Source organism: Bradyrhizobium shewense (assembly GCF_900094605.1).
Classification (GTDB): Bacteria; Pseudomonadota; Alphaproteobacteria; order Rhizobiales; family Xanthobacteraceae; genus Bradyrhizobium; species Bradyrhizobium shewense.
This window is the reverse complement of sequence record NZ_FMAI01000020.1, coordinates 1-19,878: the sequence shown is the minus strand read 5'-3', so window position 1 is coordinate 19,878 and position 19,878 is coordinate 1. Positions and strand designations below refer to the sequence as shown.

The window sequence follows — 19,878 nt, the reverse complement described above, 5'->3', positions numbered from 1 at the left end:
TCCGTCAGACGAAGTTCACGCGCATGCGAGACATCAATGGGCCGTCATAGGCGATGGCCTTGCCCTCGCCCCGCGTGAGCCGCAGCTCGGGCAGGATCAGCAGACCAATCAGCGCACTCGTCAGGATCTCGACCGCGTAATCCTTGGCGGGACATTGGCGGATGCCGTATCCGAACATCAGCCAGCGCAAATCCTGGTGCGGCCCCCAATTGCGGGCGGGACAGAACTGACCGCTCTTCTTGACCACCCTGGAATCGAACAGAGCGGCGATCGACCAGATCGCCATCTTGCCGCCAGCGGAGCACGGCGCATTGTGCCGCGCGCCGGTCTCGAATTCCGTATCGCGCGGCACGTCGCGCGCGAGCAGCGGAAAGATGGGCCGAAAACGCATGAGCTCGAGCACGTGCTCGCGCACCAGATCGCGGAACTTGGCGTTTTGCCAAACGCCGGCCGGCCCGAGCCGCTGGGCTTCCGCCCGCAGGGCCCGGTGAACCTTGGAGCGCCTGAGCAACTCCTGCACGGCCAGCGCCCCCGACTGCACCGTGACCGGATGCGAAATCCAGGCAAGACCGGCGGCATTCCGCGTGATGGTGCTGGCAGTACTCGGGACACCCCAAGCCTGTTGGATGTCGCGGCTCACGGCGGCGATACGTGCACGCAACGCATCCGAGCAGAGTTCTGCCCGTCGCTGGACCCTCAGCGTCGCAGTGCTTCCTGCAAGGAGCTGGCCTGCGACATACCTGATTTCCAGGAGATATTGCCGTTGCAGCCCCGGGTCGGTGGCGTTGCCATGCGCGCCCGCCACCACCTTGCCCGTTGCCGCCCCGAACAGCGGATCCATCGATCGAAACACGATCCACATCAGGTAATCGTCAATGAGGTCGAACGACTTGTTCGCCCCGAGCTGCCCAAGCTGCTCGACGCGTCGCTGAACCTCCTGATCGGCCGCAGCTGGCAGGCTCGCAGCCAGCAAAGCCAACCGGTCATCGAGCAGACGCCTGTCGTCGTGGTAGGTGGGCCCCGGATCCATGCCAATCAGGTAATCGCCGGCGGCCAGATTGGCCGCATGGGCAGAGTTCGAGAAACTCTGCGGCCTGGTCAGGACACCCTTGACCGCGCTGGCGCGTGCCGCCATGCCGAACCAGCCGCCGGCGAATGGCCAAAGCCGAAACAGGGCACCGACGGCTCGCAATGCCCTCGGACGGCGATTGGCCCAACAGAAGATCCCATAGGAGAGGCTGCGGAGCCCCGGCGGCATTGCATCAGGAGTGCCAGCTGAGATTTTCATGCTGCGTACCCGTCCTTCCGCCAATCTGCGAGCGCCGCGGCGGCTCGCATCCGGTAGTGAGGCATGCCCAGACGCTCCGCCGCCTCGGCGGTTCGCTTGAAATGCGCTTCGGCCCCGGCCTGATCGCCGGCTTGCCGCAGCGTTTCAGCGAGCTCATACAGGGCTTCGGTCTGGTGTCCGTATTCCTCGGCGGCCTGCTCGACCGCCTTGCGTCCGACGGCGATCGCATCGTCCAGTCGTCCGAGCTTGCGATAGGCGACACCCAGGCTGACGCGCATGAACGTCCTGCCATAGGGGCCGGCCGCCTCGTAGATGCGATCGGCGAAACCCTTCTCCAGCATGGGCACCGCTTCGGCAGCCTTGCCATTGCGCGCCAGCGCGCTGCCGAGAACGCCGGTGCACACGGACAGCATCGTCGGCACGTTGTGCGTCATGCATTGCTGCACACCCGTGCGCATCAAGGACTCGGCACGGTCGAGCTCCTCGCGTTCGACCCAGATCTGCGATTGGACCGTGTCGATCAACAGACGGGAATATGGGTGATCGATGTTCGACAGAATCTCATAGCTCTTGGCGAAGAAATCGTCCGCGGCGCCGCCATCCCCGAGGCGCCACAGCGTGCTGGCATGAAATGCGTACAGGTTGATGATCGGAATCGCGGCCCAGCCGGGCTGGACATAATGCGCCGACAATTCCGGTTCGTAGTCCGACAGCAGGATCCGGCCCTCGGCCGCCGCGTCCGCGTACCGCCCGAGCGCATGCAGATGCATGAGGCGGGTCTGATGCGCCGCCATCATCATGTGACGACGCTGTGCGAGGCGCGCCGCTTCCAGTCCCTGCGAAGCGTAGCCCAGACCTTGCTCGAAATGTCCGCGCATCCACAGAAACACGGCCGTCTCGGTCGAAACCGCCGCCCGTGCACGCTGATCGTTCAGTTGCACGGCGATGGCTTCAGCCCGCTCCATGTTGTCGAAGATCTCGTCGATCTGCCCGAGAGCCAGCATTGCGCCAATGGCCTCCAGCCGAAGCGCGAGCTCCAGGGTCTGGGCGGTCGTCGCGCCCTCAACGCGCCGTGCCGCCTGGATGCCCTTCTCCAGCAATTGGACGGCCTCCCGATTGGCCGAGCGCGAGATGGCACGAGCCATCGACTTGACGGCGAATCTTGCCGCCTGCTCCCATTCCTCGCCCCCGAAGGCATGATGCGCCAGTGCCGGCGCGGCATCGACGTCGGCGGCCCCGGGCTGGGCGTGCAGCGCCAGGAAGGCCTGGCGATGCAGCGCCTTGAGCCTGGCGCGCGTGAGCACTCCGAGCACGACGTCACGGACCAGCGCATGGCGGAATGCGAAGGCATGCGACTCGTGCGAGCCCCTCGCCTGATCCGGACTCGTCAGCAATCCGGACGCGACACAAAGACCCAGCAGTTCTTCGGCACGCTCGAGGTCCACGGCCTGCATCGCGGCAACCAGGTCGCGCGTGATGGGATCACCAAGGATGGCCGCAGCCTCGAGCGCCGATTTTGCGGCTTCGGGCAGCCTGTCGACCCGCGCCCCGATCACCGCCGCAATGGAGCCCGGCACGCGCAGCTCTCCGAAAGGCCTCTGCAAACGGTAGGCGCCAGGGGTCCCTTCCAGCGACCCGTCATCGATCAGCGTGAAGACCAGTTGCTCCAGGAAGAAGGGATTGCCGTCGGCACGCGCGACCAGTTCGGTCATGACGCCGAGCACGGACGGATCATCGCCGAGAAAGGCGCGCGCGAGCTGGAGCATTTCTCCGTCGCCCAGCGGCTCGATCACGCGCTCGGAAAACCAGGATGCTCGACGCCACTGATGGTCGAAATCCGGGCGATAGGTGACGCAAATCAGGACCGGCAGCGCCTGAAGTTTGGGAAGCAGGCCCTCGAACAGCCGCCGGCTCTCGCGGTCGGCCAGGAAAACGTCCTCGAGTACGAGCAGGAAGGCGCCGGACCGCACGCGTCTGCGCACGAGCCAGAGCAACGCCTCGCCGATCCGGCGCCGTCGTTGCGCCGGGTTCAGCGCCAGCCAGGCCTCATCCGGCGCCGCAAGTCCCAAGAGATCATTGACCGCCGCCAGATGCTCGGCGCCGTCATCGGGCCATTTCGCAATCAACGCCTGCTTGGCGGAATGCCGAATGTCTGCCGCACTCGTTTGCGGAAGCCCGACCAAACTTGCGGTCAGATCGGTGGCGGTGCTGTAGGCCCGCGTGCTCGCATATCCTCTCGCCTGGGAAAAGCAGACTTCCACCCCCTCCCGCGCGAGGCTGTCCATCCAGTCGACGATCAGGCGCGACTTGCCGATCCCGGCATCGCCGCACAACCCGATCGTTCGCATTCCGGAGTTTTGAACGGTCTCCAGGGTCCCTTCCAGGATCCTCAACGTGTCCTCGCGTCCGATCAGAGGCGCCCAGCGCGGCTTCCGCGTCAACGGCGCTGCCGCCGAACTTTCGGTCTCCACCACGACTTCATGCACTTCGATCGGAACATCCAGCCCGCGCACGGTCCGCACGCCGGCCGTACGCGTGTCGATCTGCTGCGCGACCAGCCGCTGCGTCGCGGCGCTGATCAGGATGCCGCCGGGCGGCGCCATCTTCTCAAGTCGCGAAGCGAGATGGATGGTCTTTCCGTCCGCACCGTAATGGGACCACCGGTACTGTCCGACGACACCGACCAGCACCTCGCCCGAATTGATACCGATGCGTAGCGTCGGGCTGACAACGCCTCCGACGTCATGGGCTGGAATGGATGCTCTCTGCATCTTGAGGGCGGCAAGGCACGCCCGCAGGGCGTGGTCTTCCTGCGCCACGGGCGCGCCGAACAAGGCGACGAGGCCATCGCCGAGCAACTGGCTCACCGTGCCGCCATAGGTCTCGACTGCTTCAGCCAGCCGGTCCAGTGCCCTGCCGAGATAGGCGCGGGCTTCCTCGGGGTCGACATGCTGCAATAGGGAGGTCGAATTGCAGACGTCGACGAACAGCACGCTGACCTGCTTGTTTTCAGTCAGCATCTGCGAGCGAACGGGAAGATGATGGTGCAGCTGGACGACGTGCGCATCGCGGTCCGGGGCGCCCGGCTCCTCCGCGTTACGATTGAGACTCGCGCCACATTGAGAGCAGAAGCGATGCTCGCGGGAAATACGGGCTGAACAAGCGGGGCACCTGGTCACGGCAGCACACACTCATCAATGACTTGAACGAAATTACCAACGCGTTCTGGCTTGAACATCGCCCCTTCGGAGCGTGAACCCGCTCAGCAGAAAAACAAGCTGTCGATCAATCCAAACGATCAAACCAAAAAATTCGTGCGCCAACTAAAGTCGCGCACAACCGATAGATGAGTCCGGAGAATTGCAGTGGCCGCTGTTTGGTCCGGCGCAGGACCCGCCGATCATCCCGCCGGAAGCAAAATCAATGCTGCAACAGGGGTGATTATTGTACGCCCGGTCAGCAATTGCAACTAGTATACGCGCGCCGCACAGATTGAAAAGTGACAGTTTGCCAAATCGAGTTCCGACGCCAGGATTTGCAACCCCTGCGCGCGAAATCGGGAGCACGTCGCCAGCCAACACATCTAACTGGGCAGATGCTCGCTTTCGGGAAGGTCATGCTGGCTGCCTGATCGGAGGCGCTATCCGAGCAAGGCCCACTTGAACGGGCCGGACAGATAGCCGCCGCCCTCACCCGAACAGCGTATCTACCAGCAGCTTCACGTTCAAAATCACGATGACGCCCGCGACGATCCACGCTATCGCCGCGACATATCCCGGAATCGCGAACTGCCCCATCTTGCGACGGTCGGAGACGAAGCGGACCAGCGGGATCACCGCGAAGGGCAGCTGCATCGACAGCACGACCTGGCTGAACACCAGCAGATCAGCGGTGCCGCGCTCGCCATAGATCGCCGTCACCACGATCACCGGAACGATGGCGATGCCGCGCGTGAGCAGGCGGCGCGCCCAGCTCGGCAGGCGCAGGTCGAGAAAGCCTTCCATCACGATCTGGCCGGCGAGAGTCGCCGTCACCGTCGAGTTGAGGCCGGAGGCGAGCAGCGCCACCGCGAACAGGGTCGAGGCGATACCGAGGCCGAGCAGCGGCGATAGCAGCTCGAAGGCCTGGCCGATCTCGGCAACATCGGAGTGGCCGCTCTTGTGGAAGGTTGCGGCTGCGACCACCAGGATCGCGGCGTTGATGAACAGCGCCAGCATCAGGGCGATGGTCGAGTCCGTCGTCGCCCATTTGATCGCCTCGCGCCGGCCGGTGTCGTTGCGCTCATAAGCGCGCGTCTGCACGATCGAGGAATGCAAATAGAGATTATGCGGCATCACCGTCGCGCCGATGATCCCGATCGCGATGTAGAGCATCTCGGGGTTGGTGAAGATCTCGCTCTTCGGCATGAAGCCGTGCAGGACCTCCGCGACCGGCGGCGCCGCAGCCACGATCTGGACCGCGAAGCAGACCGCGATCACCGCCAGCAGCGCGATGACGAAGGCTTCGAGGAAACGGAAGCCGCGATTCATCAGGAGCAGCAGCAGGAAGGCATCGAGGGCCGCGAGCAGCGCCCCGCCGATTAGGGGGATGCCGAACAGCAGCTTCAGCGCGATCGCGGTGCCGATGACTTCGGCGAGATCGCAGGCGATGATCGCCGCCTCGCAGGCGAGCCAGAGCAGGAAATTCACCGCCGGCGAATAGGTGGCGCGGCAGGCCTGCGCGAGGTCGCGGTCGGTGACGATGCCGAGCCGTGCCGCCAGCGACTGCAGCAGGATCGCCATCAAATTCGAAAGCAGGATAACGGACAGCAGCGTGTAGCCGAACTTGGAGCCGCCGGCGAGGTCGGTCGCCCAATTGCCGGGGTCCATGTAGCCGACCGAGACCAGATAGCCTGGGCCGACAAAGGCGAGCAGCCGGCGCCACCAGCGGCCCGCGGCCGGAACGGCGACCGTGGCGTTGACCTCGGCGAGGCTTTTGGTGACGGGCGCATCAGCGCGCCAGCCGGCGGCGTCGGGTGTCAAATCAGGCGAGCGGGCATCCATGGGGCGAGAATACCGAAATCGAGTCTTATTGCAACTCATTTGCAACTGCATCTAGCGGCATGGGTTCCCGTTCCTGCCGTTATTCGCCGCCGTGTCGGGAAGCGGGTGGGTTTGGCGGCCCTTGGCGCCGGATACTGCCGCCAACCCGACTTTGCAGGAAATGAGCCATGTCAAACCCGCCTCGCCTCCCTGACACCTTTAGCCGCCTCGCCTGGTCCAATCTCGCGGCGCAGTCGGCCGAGCAGATCGCGTTGGCCGCAGCTCCCATCGTCGCCGTGCTCACGCTCGGGGTCGCGGAAGGCCAAACCGGCCTGTTGCAGACCGCGCTGACCCTGCCCTTCGTGCTGTTCGCGATCCCGGCCGGCCTGCTCGCCGACCGCATCTCGCGTCGCTCGCTGATGGCCGGGGCGGAGGCGCTGCGGGCGGTGGCCCTCGGGACAATCGTGCTGCTGCTCGCGCTCGGCGCCCTTAATCTTCCGCTGCTGGCGCTGCTCGGCTTCGCAGCCGTGTGCGGCACCGTGGTCTACAGCGTGGCCGCGCCGGCACTGGTGCCATCGTTGGTGAGTTCCGACCTCCTGCCGGCGGCGAATGCCCGGATCGAGCTGGCGCGCACCGTCGCCTTTGCCAGCGGACCCGCCCTCGGCGGCGCCCTGGTCGGCTGGTGGGGCGCGAGCCCGGCCTTCGGCTTTGCCGCGGCACTCTCGGCCATCGCTGTCGTGCTGCTCTCGGGCATCTTCGAACCCGCGCGCGCGCCCGCCCCGCGGCGCCATCCGTTCCAGGACATCCGCGAAGGCGCAGCCTTCGTATTCCATCATCCGCTGCTGCGGCCGGTGTTCGTCACCCAGTTCGTCTTCAACACCGGCTGGTTCCTGCAGATCGCGGTGTTCGTGCCCTATGCCGTGCGCCATCTCGGCCTGAGCGCCGCCGGCGTCGGCACGGTGCTGACCATGTACGGCGTCGGCATGGTGATTGGCGCGCTGTTCGCCACGCGCGTGATGCAGCGGCTCGCGTTCGGCACCGTCGTCGGTCTCGGCCCGGTCACGGGTTTCGTTGCAGCTGTGGTGATGGCGCTGACGGTGCTGGTCCCCTCGCCCTGGCTTGCGGCGTTGAGCTTCTTCCTGCTCGGCGTCGGGCCGATCCTGTGGGTTATCTCGACCACGACGCTGCGCCAGTCGGTGACGCCGCCGCGCCTGCTCGGCCGCGTCTCCGCCATCAACATCATGAGCTACGGTGCCCGCCCGCTCGGCTCGGCGCTGGGCGCGATCGTCGGCGGTCTCTGGAGCGCTGAGGCGTGTCTCTATCTGGCAGCCGCCGTGTTCGGTGTGCAGGCGCTGGTGATCTGGCTGTCGCCGGCCGTGGCGCTGGAGCGGCAGCCGGACATGGTGGGGGATGAAGTGGCGGTGGGGTGCTAATTCGCCAGATAGCGCTCGTAGCTCCCCGTCACCGGCTCGCTGGCGTCGACCTCGGGATCGAGCGTGTAGAGATCCTGCGCGCGGCCGATGCCGCGTAGCGCATAGCGGCCGGTGGAGACGAGATAGCGCCGGCCAGCGGCATCCAGGCCCTTGTAGAATTCCGCCGATGCCAATAGCTCGCGGTCGACCGAGCGGCTCATCGAGGCGATGCGGCTGACCTCGTTGACGGTCGGCCCGACCACCGTGAAGTCGAGCCGGTCCTCGCTGCCGATATTGCCGTAGAAGACCTCGCCGACATGCAGGCCGATATAGGCCGAGGTGGTGGGACGGCCGTCGGCCTCCCGCCGCTTGTTCAGCGCCGCGACGTTCTTGCGGAACAGATGCTCGGCGCGGAGCGCAGCGCGCCGCGCATCCGCCATGTCCTCACCCCAGAACATCGCGAGCACGCCGTCGCCGATCAGCTTGAGCACGTCGCCGCCGGCCTCGTGGATCGCGTCGATCACGGCCTGCGCATAATCGTTGAGGAACGGGATGATCTCGTCGGGGCCGATGCTCTCGCTGATTCCAGTCGAGCCGCGCAGATCGGAGTACCAGAGCACGGCGTTGATGCGCTCGGTGACGCCGCGCGAGATGCGCCCGCGCAGCACCTGCTCGGAGGCGTCGCGGCCGAGATAGACGCGCCCGAGCGTGCGCGCGATGTCGACCTGCTGCCCCGATTTGATCGCGAGCCCGAGCACCGGCACGAGATCACGCAGCGCCTCGAGCTCGGCTTCGGAGAAACCGCTGTCGCGCCGCGTGGTCCAACAGGAATAGAGGCAGTCCATCAGGCCGAGCGCGCCGTTCTCGCCGAAGCGGTGCACAAAGGCGAGATAGTGCTTGTGGCCTTTTTCCGCGAGCTCGCCGATCTGCGAGAAATCCATCGACGGCGCGTCGGCCAGATCGATCACCATCTCGTCGTGGCCGTGCTCCAGCATGTGGAAGAACACCGAGCGGCGCCAGCTTGCGGCGGCATCGCCCTCGGCGGTCGAGCCGTATTCGAACGCGTCGCTCTCGTTGCTGGGCCGGTCGCTCCAGCGGAAGCCGCGGCCCTCGTAGATCGGATGCAGCGTGTCGATCACGACGAGCCCGCGCGACAGCTCCAGCCCCTCGGCGCAGCAGCGCTCACAGAAGCCGCGGAGCAGTTCGTTTTCGGGAAGGCCCGTGAGCCCCTGGCCGGTCAGCCAGTTCATCAGCGCAAGGCGCGAGGTCAATTGCATGCGCCATTATGGCGTGCATTCGTGACGAGCGGAAGGCCAAGCGCGAGCGTCATGCAACCAAGGGCCCGCCTGCAGCAGGTCGAATATGCCGCAACCGCTGTTGACGCACTGTCGTGCCGGCTGCAAATGGAACCGATGTCACTGCCGACCAGAAATACAAAAATATGAGCCAGCGCCAGCTTCCGATCATCCTGGCGCTCGGCACCACGCAGACCCTGGCCTGGGCGTCCAGCTATTATCTGCCGGCGCTGATCGCCGATCCCATGGCGCGCGACCTCGGCGTCTCCTCCAACTGGATCTTTGGCGCGTTCTCGGCCTCGCTGGTGATCTCGGCGATGCTCGGCCCGCGCATCGGGCGCCAGATCGATCTCGTCGGCGGCCGGCAGGTGCTGTCGGCCTCGAACCTGACGATTGCCGCCGGCCTCGCGCTGCTTGGCTTCGCGCATTCCGTCCCGGTGATGGTGTTCGCCTGGCTCGTGCTCGGCATCGGCATGGCGATGGGGCTCTACGACGCCGCCTTCGCCGCGCTGGGGCGCATCTACGGCACCGAGGCGCGCAGGCCCATCACGGGCATCACGCTGATGGCGGGCTTTGCCTCCACCGTCGGCTGGCCGCTCACGGCCTGGGGCCTGTCGCATATCGGCTGGCGCGAGACCTGCTTTGCCTGGGCCGCGGCCAACATCCTGATCGGCCTGCCGCTCAATTTCTTCGTGCTGCCGACGATCAAGGGCGCCAGGCAGGCGGCGGCCACGGCGGAGAAGCCGCATTTGCCACTCGACCGCACCATGGTCCTGCTCGCCTTCATCTTCGCGGCGGTGTGGACCGTCACCGGCGCGATGGCCGCGCATTTCCCGCGCATCCTCGAGACGACAGGCGCAACGCCGGTCGAGGCGATCGCGGCGGGCGCGCTGATCGGCCCGGCGCAGGTCGGCGCGCGCATCCTGGAAGCCGGCTTTCTCAGCCGCTTCCATCCGCTGTGGTCGACCCGGCTCGCCTGTCTGACCCACCCGATCGGTGCGGTGATCGTGGCGATCTTCGGCGGCGCCGCGGCGAGCGCGTTCGCGCTGTTCCACGGCTCGGGCAACGGCATCTTGACGATCGCGCGCGGCACGCTGCCGCTATCGATCTTCGGCCCGAAGGATTTCGGCTACCGTCTCGGCATCATCGGCGCGCCGGCACGCATGGCGCAGGCGGTGGCGCCGCTGACCTTCGGCCTGCTGATCGACCTCATGGGCGCCAAGGTGCTGATCGTCTCGTCCGCGCTCAGCCTGTCGGCGCTGGCGGCGTTGTTCCTGATCCGCACCAAGCCGCGGCCGGATTGACCGTACAGCCGCTTTCGCGCACAAGCGGGCGATGAGCGAAGAGACCCGCCCGCCCCGCACGTTCAAAGGCCTCCTGCGCTGGGCCACCACCCCGCCGCAGGCCTGGGGCGTCTACCTCCTCGCCCTTCTCTTGATCTGGCTGGTCTCGTTCTATGCCGGCACGCTGAAGCCGAAGAAGACGCCGGACGCGAGCCCGGCCACAGTGACGGCGCCAAAAAGCTAGGCCGGCTTTGCCTCGCTGGTTGCGATCCAGATGCCGGCGAAGACCGCGACCAGCCCCAGCAGAAGATTGGGCGTGATCGGCTCGCCGATCAGCAGCGCCGCCAGCAAGGTGGCCGCGATCGGATTGACCGTCATCGTATTGGCGACGCGGGTCGGCGTTGCCCGCGCCAGGGCCATGACCCAGAGGATGAAGGCGAGCGCACCGCCGCCAATACCCAGATAAATGCCGGCGATCCACTGCGCCGACGTGAAATGATCCAGCGCCGCAAAGCTGCCCTTCACCAGACCCACCAGCACCAGCACCACGGCGCCTGCGCCCATGCCGACCGTGAGGAAGCCGAGCGCGCTGGAGCGCTGCATCAGCGGCCGCGACAGCACGTTGTAGAACGCCATGCAGAACACCGCGCCAGTCATGATCAGCTCGCCGCGCCACGCCCCCGGCGGGCTCTGCGCAAGGCCCGCGGCCAACGCGGCCGCCACCCCGAGCACGGCGATGCCGACGCCGGTGATCTTGCGGGCGGTCAGACGCTCGACGCCGAGAAGCGCGCCGACCACCATGGTGTGGAGCGGCAGCGTCGCCAGCGCCAGGCTGGCGCGCGCGGCTGTCGTGTAAGACACCGCGAGGTTGTAGAGGATGAAGAACAGGCCGAAGAAGCAGATGCCGAGCCCCGCCACGGCCGGCCAGTCGGGCCGTTGCGGCCAGCGCACACCGAGCATCAGCGCACACGGCAGGAGGCAGAGAAAGCCGATCCCCCAGCGCAGGATCGCCAGCAGGATGGGATCGGCGCCGCCGACGAGATAGCGGGTGATCGCCGCCGCCGTGCCGCCGAGGCTGCTCGACGCCAGCGCGATCGCAACGCCGAGCCACTCCCCCACAATCGTCTCCCGCCGCGGAGCTTTTGAGAGCGGTTAGCACAGCCCTGCTGCCATCGGTGTGGCAACAGGGGCCTGCGGAGAGCTAATCGTAAAACTCCGGCGCCAGCTTCTGGCTGTCGCGCTGGGCCTTGTCGTGGTTGATCCAGAGCTGCGCCTTCTCCTTGGCCAGCGTGTCGGCGATCTTCTGCATCGAGGCCGCGCTCTGGTCCTTGTCGACGTTCATGCTGGGGACGCGGCGGTTGTCCCAATTATCCCTAAAATGGACGGCGTCGCCCGACAGCACCACCGCGCCGGTCTTCGGCAGTTTCACCAGCAGCGACTGATGCCCGGGCGTGTGGCCGGGCGTGGACAGGATGGTCACGCTGCCGTCGCCGAAGACGTCCTTGTCGCCGTTAAGCAGCTCCACCGGGTGCGAGGGCTTGAAGCGCGGCTCGTTGTTGGCGCCGGGCCAATCATATTCGGCCTTCTGCACGTTGAGCGTCGCCTGCGGGAACAGCTCGACATTGCCGGTGTGGTCCGGGTGCGTGTGCGAGACCGCCATCGCCTTGACGTCGTCGGGCTTCAGCCCAAGCTGTTCGAGCTGGGCGGCAAGCGTCTTCGGCCGGCGCCAGGTGACGGCCTTGGGATCGGCGGGCACGAGACCATTCGGCATGCTTGCGACGGAATCCGCGATGCCGGTGTCCCACAGGAACCAGCCCTTGGCGTGCTTGACGAGATAGCAGGTGTCGACGAAGTCCATCGTCTTGCCTTCGTTCAGGCCGGGCGTCCAGCGCGAGATATCGCCTGCGGTGCCCTCACCGCAGTTGAGTACATAGAGCTTCTCGACGCCGGCCTTTTCCGATTGCGCCAGCGCCGCGGGGCCGGACAGAGCGAGTGCAGCGATGGCGACAGCGAACGTGATCCTGGACATCATTGTTCCTCCGGTACAGCCATGCGGGCTGCGACCGAGGATCAACCCCGGCCGCGTCGCAGAATTCCGCTCGCGCGGTTCACGTCAATGCGGGCATGTCTCGACCTCCACCGTGACGTGGCTGAGGCCCTTCAATCCGGCGAGCCGCCGCTTGTAGACCGCCGGCTGCTTCGGCTTGTCGGACACCACCGAGAGCAGGACGGCGCAATGGCCGGGGCCGACCTGCCAGAGATGCAGGTCGGTGACGCGGTCGTCGCTGACCTCTATGCGCGCCCGGATCACCCGCTCCAGCTTCTCGTCGGCGCGCACGTCGAGCAGCACCGCGCCTGACGTCTTGATCAGGCCGAACGCCCAGCTGGCGATCACCACGCTGCCGATCAGGCCGACCGCCGGATCGGCCCAGACCCATCCCGAATACATGGCGACGGCAAGAGCTGCGATCGCCAACACCGAGGTCGCGGCATCGGCCATAACATGGACATAGGCCGCGCGAAGGTTGTTGTCGTGATGATGGTGATGGCCGTGATGATCGTGATCCCCGTGGTCGTCATGTGCATGGCTGTGACCATGATCATGGCCGTGGTGGTGATGATCGTGGCTGTCGCGCAGCAGCCACGCGCTGGCGAGATTGACGCACAGCCCGAGGGCGGCCACCGCGATCGCCTCGCCATAGACGATCGGCACAGGATTTATCAGCCGCAGCACGCTCTCATAGGCAATCTCGACCGCGATCAGGCCGAGGATGACCGCGCTGGCGAAGGCGGCGAGATCGCCGAACTTGCCGGTGCCGAAGGTGAAATGCGCATTCCCCAGGTGCCGCCGCGCGAATCGATAGGCGAAAGCGGCGATCCCGAGCGCGGCGGCATGCGTGCCCATGTGCCAGCCGTCGGCCAGCAGCGCCATCGAGCCGAACAGCGAGCCCGCCACGATCTCACCGACCATCATGACCAGCGTCAGGACGACCACGAACCAGGTGCGCCGCTCGTTCTCGTCGTGCTTCTCGCCCAGAAAAGCGTGGTCGTGGGTCCATTGTTCGATGGAATGGGAATGCATCGAATTCTCCAGGAGATTCAGCTCTGTTGGCGGACAGTATAGTCGCCGTGCATCACTTTTCGAAGGTCCAATCATCCCGTGGATTGACAGTGCTTCTTAGTTTCGCTGTAATCCGCGCCATGGGGATTTGAGCGATCTCCCCACGAGGCGACATGCCCAAGTATCGCGTCCCCCGATTTATGCGAGGACGCATCATGTCAACGTTCACGACCATATCATCTGACAAATTGGCACGGCTGATCGGCACGGCGAACGGCCCTGCCCTGATCGATGTGCGCACCGACGAGGATTTTGCCGCCGACCGGCGGCTGATCCCCGGCTCCATCAAGCTCAGCCACGACAATGTGACGGACTGGGGCGGCGACTTCGCCGGCCGCCGGGCCGTCGTCTCGTGCTTCCGCGGCGAGAAGCTCGCGCAGGGCACGGCGGCCTGGCTCCGCCAGCTCGGCGTGGAGGCCGAAACGCTGGAGGGCGGCTTCGAGGGCTGGAAGGCGGCCAAGCTGCCGCTGGTCGACGCCCGCAAGCTGCCGCCACGCGATGCCAAGGGGCGCACCGTCTGGGTCACGCGGGCGCGGCCGAAGGTCGACCGCATCGCCTGCCCCTGGCTGATCCGCCGCTTCGTCGATCCCAATGCGGTGTTCCTGTATGTGGCGCCATCCGAGGTGGTCGCCGTCGGCGAGCGATTCAATGCTGCCCCCTTCGACATCGAGAACGTGTTCTGGAGCCACCGCGGCGAGCTCTGTACCTTCGACGTGATGATCGAGGAGTTCGGCATTGCGACGCCGCCTTTGCTGCGGCTGGCCACGCTGGTGCGCGGCGCCGACACCGCGCGGCCCGACCTCGCGCCGGAGGCGCCCGGCCTGCTCGCCGCCTCGCTCGGGCTGTCGCGGATGTATGACGACGACCTCGCGCAGCTCGAGGCCGGCATGACGCTGTACGACGCCTTCTACCGCTGGTGCCGCGATGCCACCACCGAGACCCACAACTGGCCGACCAACAAGGTGAAGGCTTAATGGACACCCGTAACGTTCAAGCTGGAGCTGATGCCGGTCACGGCATCAGCTTCGGTGAAGCCTTTCGCGTCTGGCTCCGCGTCGCCTGCCTGAGCTTCGGCGGGCCCGCGGGCCAGATCGCGGTGATGCACCGCATCCTGGTCGAGGAGAAGAAATGGATCTCCGAAGGCCGTTTCCTGCATGCGCTGAATTACTGCATGCTGTTGCCGGGCCCGGAGGCCCAGCAGCTGGCGACCTATGTCGGCTGGCTGATGCATCGCACCGCCGGCGGATTGATGGCGGGCGGGCTGTTCATCCTGCCCGGCATCATCGCCATCATGGGCCTCAGCTACATTTACGCCATCTACGGCAATGTCAGCTTCGTCGAGGCGCTGTTCTTCGGGCTCAAGGCCGCCGTGCTCGCCATCGTCGTCGAGGCTGTGGTCCGCGTCGGCAAGCGCGCGCTAAAAAACCGCATCATGATCGCGCTGGCGGCAATCGCCTTCGTCGCGATATTCTTCTTCGCCGTCCCCTTCCCGATCATCATCATCGCCGCCGGCCTCATCGGCTATGCCGGCGCGCGGAGCGGCCGTCCTGAGTTCGCCCCCGCCGGTCACGGCCATGGCGACAGCACCGCATTGATCGACAGCATGCTCGGCGAAGCCGTGCCCGAGCATGTGCGCCCCAACACCGCGCGCACGATCCGCACCGGCGCGCTGTGGCTGGCGCTCTGGCTGGTGCCGGTGGTCGTGTTGCTGCTCGCGCTCGGGCAAGGCAACGTGTTCAGCCAGATCGCGCTGTTCTTCTCCAAAATGTCGCTGGTGACTTTCGGCGGCGCTTATGCCGTGCTGGCCTATGTCGCCCAGCAGGCGGTCGAGCATTATCACTGGCTGAAGCCGCACGAGATGCTCGACGGCCTCGGCATGGCCGAGACCACGCCGGGACCGCTGATCATGGTGCTCCAGTTCGTGGGCTTCATGGCCGCGTTCCGCGATCCGGGCGGCCTGTCGCCGTTGCTCGCGGCGACGTATGGCGGACTGCTCGCGACCTGGGTCACCTTCACGCCCTGCTTCCTCTGGATCTTCGTCGGCGCGCCCTATATCGAGCGCCTGCGCGGCAACACGGGATTGGCCGGCGCGCTCAGCGCAATCACCGCCGCCGTCGTCGGCGTGATCCTCAACCTCTCGATCTGGTTCGCCCTGCACACGCTGTTCCGCGAGACGGTGCCGGTGCACGCGTTTCCGCTGGATTTCGACAGGCCGGTGCTGACGAGCGTCGATCTCCCCGCGCTGGTGCTGGCAATCGCGGCGGCGACAGCGATCTTCCGCTTCAAGCTGGGCATGCTGACGGTGCTGGCGGGCAGCTGTGCGGCGGGTGTGGGGCTAAAGCTGGCGGGGGTGATTTGAGGCACGTACTCGTCGGTTCGTGTTCCGGTTTGCGGTTGGAAGGCGACATCGAATCCGACGGGGCTGCATGTCGGCTTTGGGCGCAGGGAAGAGACACGGCTCCAGCACATTGGCGCGGCCCGATAACCGGCGACGCCCGAGACATTCGTTTCAGCTCAGATGGCAGCTCCGGCCAGCAAGAAAGTGCCGCCAAGTGCGACCATCACAAGTCCAGGCCAGTTCGATTTGATGCCGAAGCCGCCACCTGGCCTTTCAGGCTCCAGCGTGTCACGCCCGGAGCGAAGCCACCTTCCACCGCTGAATCGGCCTCGCCAGATGGGCTGAAACGCCATCTGGAGTATGCCGCCGAAAACAAGCAGCACACCAAGCCATATGAGGGTCATGCTCACCTCCTCTACCCGTGATCGCCGATAGAGCGGCGCCGAAACTCTGGCCCGTTCAGCGTCTATCCGCGGCTCTCGGAATCAGACCGACCTTGAAAGCCACCGGACGCACCAGCGCGCCGCACGCAGGCTGGGGATCGCACTCACCGAAGCTCAGGCTACCTCCAAGCATCCCGCTTAGTCTTCGTCCGGCTCGCGCACGACCGGCGATTCGTCGGATTGGTTCTCCTCCTCGTCTTCGTCCTCATCCTCTTCGTCGTCATCTTCTTCGTCGTCATCAGGATCTCGAGGCGGCATCGTGCTCATAACCGCGAAGAGACGCCAGTCGATCCTGGCGGGAACCAGCTCGGGGAGTAGGGTCATGTTGTTGCTCCTCGGATGTGAGCCCTGGGGCACTTTACCCCTTTTTCGGCGAGGCAGGTGACCGAGATGGTTCGCGTGCGAGCCAGAGCTTCCTTCCAGAGTTTCTTGGGGCATCTTTCTCGCGCTCGGCACGAGCCATAGCCGTTTTGTTTGAGCGTGAGCTTCCGCGCCAACCGGATCGTGCTGCCTTCCGATCCGGGAGAGACTGAAAAGAGACAGCCAACCGGACGCTTTTCCGTCGATCCGCCATGAGCGGACACGATGGCGCAGGTCCGGCAGTTCATTCGGAGCCAAGAGCCGCCCTTCCGCCAGATGCAGTTTGTCCCTACTCGGCTCCGGGGGCATCCCCGAAACGGTATCAGCGTCGAGATCCTGATGCTAGATTTCCTGGGTCATACCGAACAGGAGGACGACATGCCTGATAGCGTCTACAAGGTCATAGAACTGGTCGGTACCAGCAGCGACTCGTGGGAGAAGGCGGCCGCCAATGCGGTCGAGCAGGCTGCGAAATCTCTCCGGGATCTTCGCGTTGCAGAGGTGATCAAGCTCGATATGCAACTGGATGAGAACGGAAAAGTTGAGGCCTATCGCGCCAAGCTCAGCGTGTCGTTCAAGTTCGAGGGCTCCTGAGCCTCGGCACCTCGGCCCCCACTTGCGGGGCGAGGATGGCTCATCGGACAAGGCGCGTTGCGCGGTCCGCCCAACCGGGCGGTGTGACCCATCCCGGAGAAGGCCCTAGTCCGACTAGGGCCGATGTGCTTTGATGCGTGGGGGCGTGTGGCGCGTGGTGGCCCCATGTACATGGTCATTCGCAAGTACGCCAAGGTTCGTTCGGTAGCGGACGCTGCTCGCCGCGCCAAGAGCGGCGTCGGCGAGATCCTACGGCAATCGCACGGATTCAAATCTTACTATGTGCTGGATGCGGGCGACGGTGCTGGTATCGCTGTGATGATATTTGACGACCGCGAAAGCGCCAATGCAGCAAATGCCAAGATACTGGCGTTTGTTCAAGCAAGTCTACCTGACCTCGATCTTGGAGTTCCCGAAATCACAACCGGCGAGGTTTTGGTGCACATAGAGCCTGATGGGTCCTCGGGCATAAAGTAGCCGAAAACGCCGCCAGTTGCGTGGAAGCGCCGCCCTCTTGCTGATGTCGTCGAATTTCGGACTCGCGCCTTGTAGCGAACGGAATGCGTCTCATTCATCCGCCCATGGTCATCGCACAGAGTGATCCCATGGGCGGTCCAATCGCGCCCCGGAGAAGCCGATCATGACTGACGATCAGGTCAATCTCGTCGTTCAGCACCTTTGCGAGCAATTGCACCTTGCGCTCCGATTGAAGAACAGCGAGGCACATCCACCAAATGCCAAGGATATTGGATTTGATGCTGTCTCTGTCAGAACTGTATTGCTGACCGGGTTGCGTTCGGCAGATGTCACGATCCGCCACGAGGCAGCTGGGAGGAGCGAAGAGCCGCCGTGGTCCTGAACGCAAAACGAGGGACAGAAGCCCAGCGCCAATGTCTCAGTTGGGTCAAAATGCGAAGAACTCGGGGTGAGCAGATCCAGTCCGCTATGCCTTACGGAGCGGACGTCAATCCGAGAGGGCGTCACTTCGCAGATGGGCCATCTGCGGACTCATGCACCGCCGCAATTGTGGTCGCTATTCGATCACCTCGTCGGCGCGGACGAGCAACGAGGGGGACACAGTGAGACCGAGTGCTTTGGCGGTCTTCATGTTGATGACCAACTCGAATTTGGTTGGCCTCTCTACCGGCAACTCAGAAGGCTTGGTGCCTTTGAGTATCTTGTCCACGTAGCCGCCCGCACGGCGCATCAGATCGCCCGCTTCGGCTCCGTATACCGACAATCCGCCATTGGCGTAATGTCGGAACAAGTACATTGCCGGCAGATGATATTTCGCCGCCAGCGCGATGATTCGCGGAGCCTCGACATAGGTGAGAGGATCACCAAAATCGATTATCGCATTGGCGTGCTGAGCGGCGGCCGAGGCAAAGGCGGCGTCGAGTTCTTCGGCCCTGGTCGCCCCAACTATCAGCAGAACTATACCAAGCCTACGAGCCATGCTGGGTATCTCTTCCGCCAAGTAATGCCTTTGCATTGGGTTGTCGGGATTGACCAAAAGCGCGATCTTCGAGGCGCCGGGTACGAGTTCCCGAAGGATTTCGAGACGTTTAGCGAGGAAGTCATCTGGTACCATGGTCGAAAGACCCGTTATGTTGCCACCGGGGCGTGACAGGCCTTGGACGAGGCCGAGCTGCACGGGATCTGCTACCCCCACGAATACAATCGGAATGGTGGCAGTCGCCGATTTCAGGGCCATGGCTGCTTGTGGTCCCGGAGCAACGAGGACATCCGGATTGAGTGCAACCAGGTCGGCGACGGAGGCTGGTAGTCGATCCGGGGGTTGGGAAAAGCGATACTCGATCACCAGATTTTTCCCCTCCCCCCAGCCGAGACTTCGCAGCGTATCAACGAACACACGCTCGGCTTGGTTTAGGGCCCGCCCGCTCCCATCACCTATGGCAAGAAAGCCAAGTCGACGGCGAGCTCCCTGCGCCCACGAGCGCCTTCGCGAAACGAGCAGTGCCGCAGTAGCCGCTATGAACTCCCGCCGCTTCATCGGATCCTCATCGCAGCTTGAGGACAATGGGAGACGGGAGATGTGGTATCACGTTCGATGGCCGCGCGGACTGCGATGCTGCGTCGCAAGTACGGCGTGTGGCGCCGGAAGGCTTTGGGTCACAAGCCGCCGCCTCCAGCCGAACCAAGCGATGTCCGCTCTACCTCTGTGAGGCGACATTCCGATGAACAGAGAGACCTTCGGCAAGGGGCCAAGAGGCGACATCGACCACGGATGGCGGCTCAGTCAGCTGGGATCGTACATTGAAAGAGAGCACTCCGCGGCCGATGCGGCTCACAGTACCTCAATACTCGAAGGCAACGCCGGCAACTCTCAGCGGAGCCTCAGAGATCGATGCCGATCGCGATGTTACGGCCAGTCAATTCGGCACAGGTAGCTGTGTGCGCGTACAGCTTTGCGAATGCCTCGTCCTTTGCCAATGCTTCCTGTACTTTTCCGTACACTTCCCAACTGGAATAGCGCGTAGCGATAAGAAACTCCCCGGCCCACGTACCAGTGTGAAATCGAGAAAGCCGAAGAAATTCTGCGCCATGTTTTTCGAAGATTGCCTTCGCCTGCTTGGCAGTCTTGATCATCTCCTCAGGCTTATCGCTCTTGAAGCGTGTAAATTGTACAATGGCCATGACCTAATCCCTCCGTTGACCCCCCACAGATTAGGTCTAGGAGTGGCCGTAGAGGTTCACAGGAC

General features: G+C 64.7%; 19 protein-coding genes. 8 read left to right on the top strand and 11 right to left on the bottom strand.

Annotation, left to right across the window (positions count from 1 at the left end; all coding sequences use genetic code 11):
• Nucleotides 1-4 precede the first annotated feature (4 nt).
• From GA0061098_RS30510 to GA0061098_RS30500, 3 genes are all read right to left on the bottom strand, one after another.
• Nucleotides 5-1,135, bottom strand: coding sequence for a cytochrome P450 (locus GA0061098_RS30510; RefSeq protein WP_245323702.1), 1,131 nt, complete (start codon nt 1,133-1,135; stop codon nt 5-7).
• 149 nt (nt 1,136-1,284) lie between these two features.
• Nucleotides 1,285-4,308: an ATP-binding protein gene (locus GA0061098_RS30505; protein ID WP_245323700.1), complete on the bottom strand. Its 3,024-nt coding sequence runs from the start codon at nt 4,306-4,308 to the stop codon at nt 1,285-1,287.
• A 669-nt stretch (nt 4,309-4,977) separates the two neighbouring features.
• A complete protein-coding gene (locus tag GA0061098_RS30500) occupies nt 4,978-6,330 on the bottom strand; it encodes an Nramp family divalent metal transporter (protein ID WP_091965163.1) in 1,353 nt (450 codons plus the stop codon).
• A 167-nt stretch (nt 6,331-6,497) separates the two neighbouring features.
• Between GA0061098_RS30500 and GA0061098_RS30495 the strand changes: the two genes are divergently transcribed.
• Entirely contained in the window at nt 6,498-7,742 is a 1,245-nt protein-coding gene (locus GA0061098_RS30495; RefSeq protein ID WP_091965161.1) for an MFS transporter, read from the top strand.
• On the opposite strand, the gene GA0061098_RS30490 is transcribed toward GA0061098_RS30495, so the two are convergent.
• Nucleotides 7,739-8,998, bottom strand: coding sequence for an adenylate/guanylate cyclase domain-containing protein (locus tag GA0061098_RS30490; RefSeq protein WP_091965159.1), 1,260 nt, complete (start codon nt 8,996-8,998; stop codon nt 7,739-7,741). The genes GA0061098_RS30495 and GA0061098_RS30490 overlap by 4 nt on opposite strands.
• A 164-nt stretch (nt 8,999-9,162) precedes the next feature.
• Between GA0061098_RS30490 and GA0061098_RS30485 the strand changes: the two genes are divergently transcribed.
• Together GA0061098_RS30485 and GA0061098_RS30480 are read left to right on the top strand one after the other, a co-directional pair.
• Nucleotides 9,163-10,320, top strand: a complete 1,158-nt coding sequence (locus tag GA0061098_RS30485) for an MFS transporter (protein WP_091965157.1) — start codon at nt 9,163-9,165, stop codon at nt 10,318-10,320.
• A gap of 31 nt (nt 10,321-10,351) precedes the next feature.
• Entirely contained in the window at nt 10,352-10,543 is a 192-nt protein-coding gene (locus GA0061098_RS30480; RefSeq protein WP_091965155.1) for a hypothetical protein, read from the top strand.
• Here the strand turns inward: GA0061098_RS30480 and GA0061098_RS30475 are convergent.
• The 3 genes from GA0061098_RS30475 to dmeF all read right to left on the bottom strand — a co-directional run bounded on the left by GA0061098_RS30475 (nt 10,540) and on the right by dmeF (nt 13,381).
• Nucleotides 10,540-11,418 (bottom strand): DMT family transporter, encoded by an 879-nt coding sequence (locus GA0061098_RS30475; protein WP_091965154.1) that lies wholly within the window; start codon nt 11,416-11,418, stop codon nt 10,540-10,542. The genes GA0061098_RS30480 and GA0061098_RS30475 overlap by 4 nt on opposite strands.
• 82 nt (nt 11,419-11,500) lie before the next feature.
• Nucleotides 11,501-12,331, bottom strand: a complete 831-nt coding sequence (locus GA0061098_RS30470; protein ID WP_091965152.1) for an N-acyl homoserine lactonase family protein — start codon at nt 12,329-12,331, stop codon at nt 11,501-11,503.
• A gap of 81 nt (nt 12,332-12,412) precedes the next feature.
• Nucleotides 12,413-13,381, bottom strand: a complete 969-nt coding sequence (gene dmeF / locus GA0061098_RS30465) for a CDF family Co(II)/Ni(II) efflux transporter DmeF (protein WP_091965150.1) — start codon at nt 13,379-13,381, stop codon at nt 12,413-12,415.
• Between the two features lie 194 nt (nt 13,382-13,575).
• Between dmeF and GA0061098_RS30460 the strand changes: the two genes are divergently transcribed.
• On the top strand, nt 13,576-14,394 hold the full coding sequence (locus tag GA0061098_RS30460) for a chromate resistance protein ChrB domain-containing protein (RefSeq protein ID WP_028144262.1): 819 nt from the start codon (nt 13,576-13,578) through the stop codon (nt 14,392-14,394).
• Nucleotides 14,394-15,779 carry a chromate efflux transporter gene (gene chrA, locus GA0061098_RS30455; RefSeq protein WP_091965148.1) on the top strand — a complete coding sequence of 462 codons (1,386 nt, stop codon included), beginning with the start codon at nt 14,394-14,396 and terminating at the stop codon, nt 15,777-15,779. The genes GA0061098_RS30460 and chrA overlap by 1 nt, the downstream gene beginning before the upstream one ends.
• A gap of 155 nt (nt 15,780-15,934) precedes the next feature.
• Here chrA and GA0061098_RS30450 read toward each other — a convergent pair whose 3' ends face one another.
• A complete protein-coding gene (locus GA0061098_RS30450; RefSeq protein WP_026202141.1) occupies nt 15,935-16,162 on the bottom strand; it encodes a hypothetical protein in 228 nt (75 codons plus the stop codon).
• A gap of 177 nt (nt 16,163-16,339) precedes the next feature.
• The gene (locus GA0061098_RS30445) at nt 16,340-16,525 is read right to left on the bottom strand and encodes a hypothetical protein (protein WP_091965146.1); all 186 of its coding nucleotides are present in this window, start codon (nt 16,523-16,525) and stop codon (nt 16,340-16,342) included.
• Nucleotides 16,526-16,786: 261 nt separating this feature from the next.
• On the opposite strand from GA0061098_RS30445, the gene GA0061098_RS47030 reads away from it, so the two are divergent.
• From GA0061098_RS47030 to GA0061098_RS44150, 3 genes are all read left to right on the top strand, one after another.
• Nucleotides 16,787-17,155, top strand: a complete 369-nt coding sequence (locus GA0061098_RS47030; RefSeq protein WP_283808012.1) for a dodecin family protein — start codon at nt 16,787-16,789, stop codon at nt 17,153-17,155.
• 165 nt (nt 17,156-17,320) lie between these two features.
• Nucleotides 17,321-17,632, top strand: a complete 312-nt coding sequence (locus GA0061098_RS30435; RefSeq protein WP_091965144.1) for a hypothetical protein — start codon at nt 17,321-17,323, stop codon at nt 17,630-17,632.
• Between the two features lie 163 nt (nt 17,633-17,795).
• Nucleotides 17,796-18,014 (top strand): hypothetical protein, encoded by a 219-nt coding sequence (locus GA0061098_RS44150; protein ID WP_129590987.1) that lies wholly within the window; start codon nt 17,796-17,798, stop codon nt 18,012-18,014.
• A 174-nt stretch (nt 18,015-18,188) separates the two neighbouring features.
• On the opposite strand, the gene GA0061098_RS30430 is transcribed toward GA0061098_RS44150, so the two are convergent.
• Nucleotides 18,189-19,169 carry an ABC transporter substrate-binding protein gene (locus GA0061098_RS30430; protein WP_091965143.1) on the bottom strand — a complete coding sequence of 327 codons (981 nt, stop codon included), beginning with the start codon at nt 19,167-19,169 and terminating at the stop codon, nt 18,189-18,191.
• Between the two features lie 344 nt (nt 19,170-19,513).
• A complete protein-coding gene (locus tag GA0061098_RS30425) occupies nt 19,514-19,813 on the bottom strand; it encodes a hypothetical protein (protein ID WP_091965141.1) in 300 nt (99 codons plus the stop codon).
• Nucleotides 19,814-19,878 lie beyond the last annotated feature (65 nt).

Bases quoted from the DNA above. Each gene is read 5' to 3' on its own strand.
- GA0061098_RS30505 (WP_245323700.1), bottom strand. From the start codon at position 4,308: ATGCTGACTGAAAACAAGCAGGTCAGCGTGCTGTTCGTCGACGTCTGC.
- GA0061098_RS30470 (WP_091965152.1), bottom strand. From the start codon at position 12,331: ATGATGTCCAGGATCACGTTCGCTGTCGCCATCGCTGCACTCGCTCTG.
- GA0061098_RS30435 (WP_091965144.1), top strand. From the start codon at position 17,321: ATGTACATGGTCATTCGCAAGTACGCCAAGGTTCGTTCGGTAGCGGAC.
- GA0061098_RS30450 (WP_026202141.1), bottom strand. From the start codon at position 16,162: ATGACCCTCATATGGCTTGGTGTGCTGCTTGTTTTCGGCGGCATACTC.
- dmeF (WP_091965150.1), bottom strand. From the start codon at position 13,381: ATGCATTCCCATTCCATCGAACAATGGACCCACGACCACGCTTTTCTG.
- GA0061098_RS47030 (WP_283808012.1), top strand. From the start codon at position 16,787: ATGGCGCAGGTCCGGCAGTTCATTCGGAGCCAAGAGCCGCCCTTCCGC.
- chrA (WP_091965148.1), top strand. From the start codon at position 14,394: ATGGACACCCGTAACGTTCAAGCTGGAGCTGATGCCGGTCACGGCATC.
- GA0061098_RS30445 (WP_091965146.1), bottom strand. From the start codon at position 16,525: ATGACCCTACTCCCCGAGCTGGTTCCCGCCAGGATCGACTGGCGTCTC.
- GA0061098_RS30425 (WP_091965141.1), bottom strand. From the start codon at position 19,813: ATGGCCATTGTACAATTTACACGCTTCAAGAGCGATAAGCCTGAGGAG.
- GA0061098_RS30480 (WP_091965155.1), top strand. From the start codon at position 10,352: ATGAGCGAAGAGACCCGCCCGCCCCGCACGTTCAAAGGCCTCCTGCGC.
- GA0061098_RS44150 (WP_129590987.1), top strand. From the start codon at position 17,796: ATGACTGACGATCAGGTCAATCTCGTCGTTCAGCACCTTTGCGAGCAA.
- GA0061098_RS30510 (WP_245323702.1), bottom strand. From the start codon at position 1,135: ATGGCGGCACGCGCCAGCGCGGTCAAGGGTGTCCTGACCAGGCCGCAG.
- GA0061098_RS30500 (WP_091965163.1), bottom strand. From the start codon at position 6,330: ATGGATGCCCGCTCGCCTGATTTGACACCCGACGCCGCCGGCTGGCGC.
- GA0061098_RS30430 (WP_091965143.1), bottom strand. From the start codon at position 19,169: ATGAAGCGGCGGGAGTTCATAGCGGCTACTGCGGCACTGCTCGTTTCG.
- GA0061098_RS30460 (WP_028144262.1), top strand. From the start codon at position 13,576: ATGTCAACGTTCACGACCATATCATCTGACAAATTGGCACGGCTGATC.
- GA0061098_RS30495 (WP_091965161.1), top strand. From the start codon at position 6,498: ATGTCAAACCCGCCTCGCCTCCCTGACACCTTTAGCCGCCTCGCCTGG.
- GA0061098_RS30490 (WP_091965159.1), bottom strand. From the start codon at position 8,998: ATGCAATTGACCTCGCGCCTTGCGCTGATGAACTGGCTGACCGGCCAG.
- GA0061098_RS30485 (WP_091965157.1), top strand. From the start codon at position 9,163: ATGAGCCAGCGCCAGCTTCCGATCATCCTGGCGCTCGGCACCACGCAG.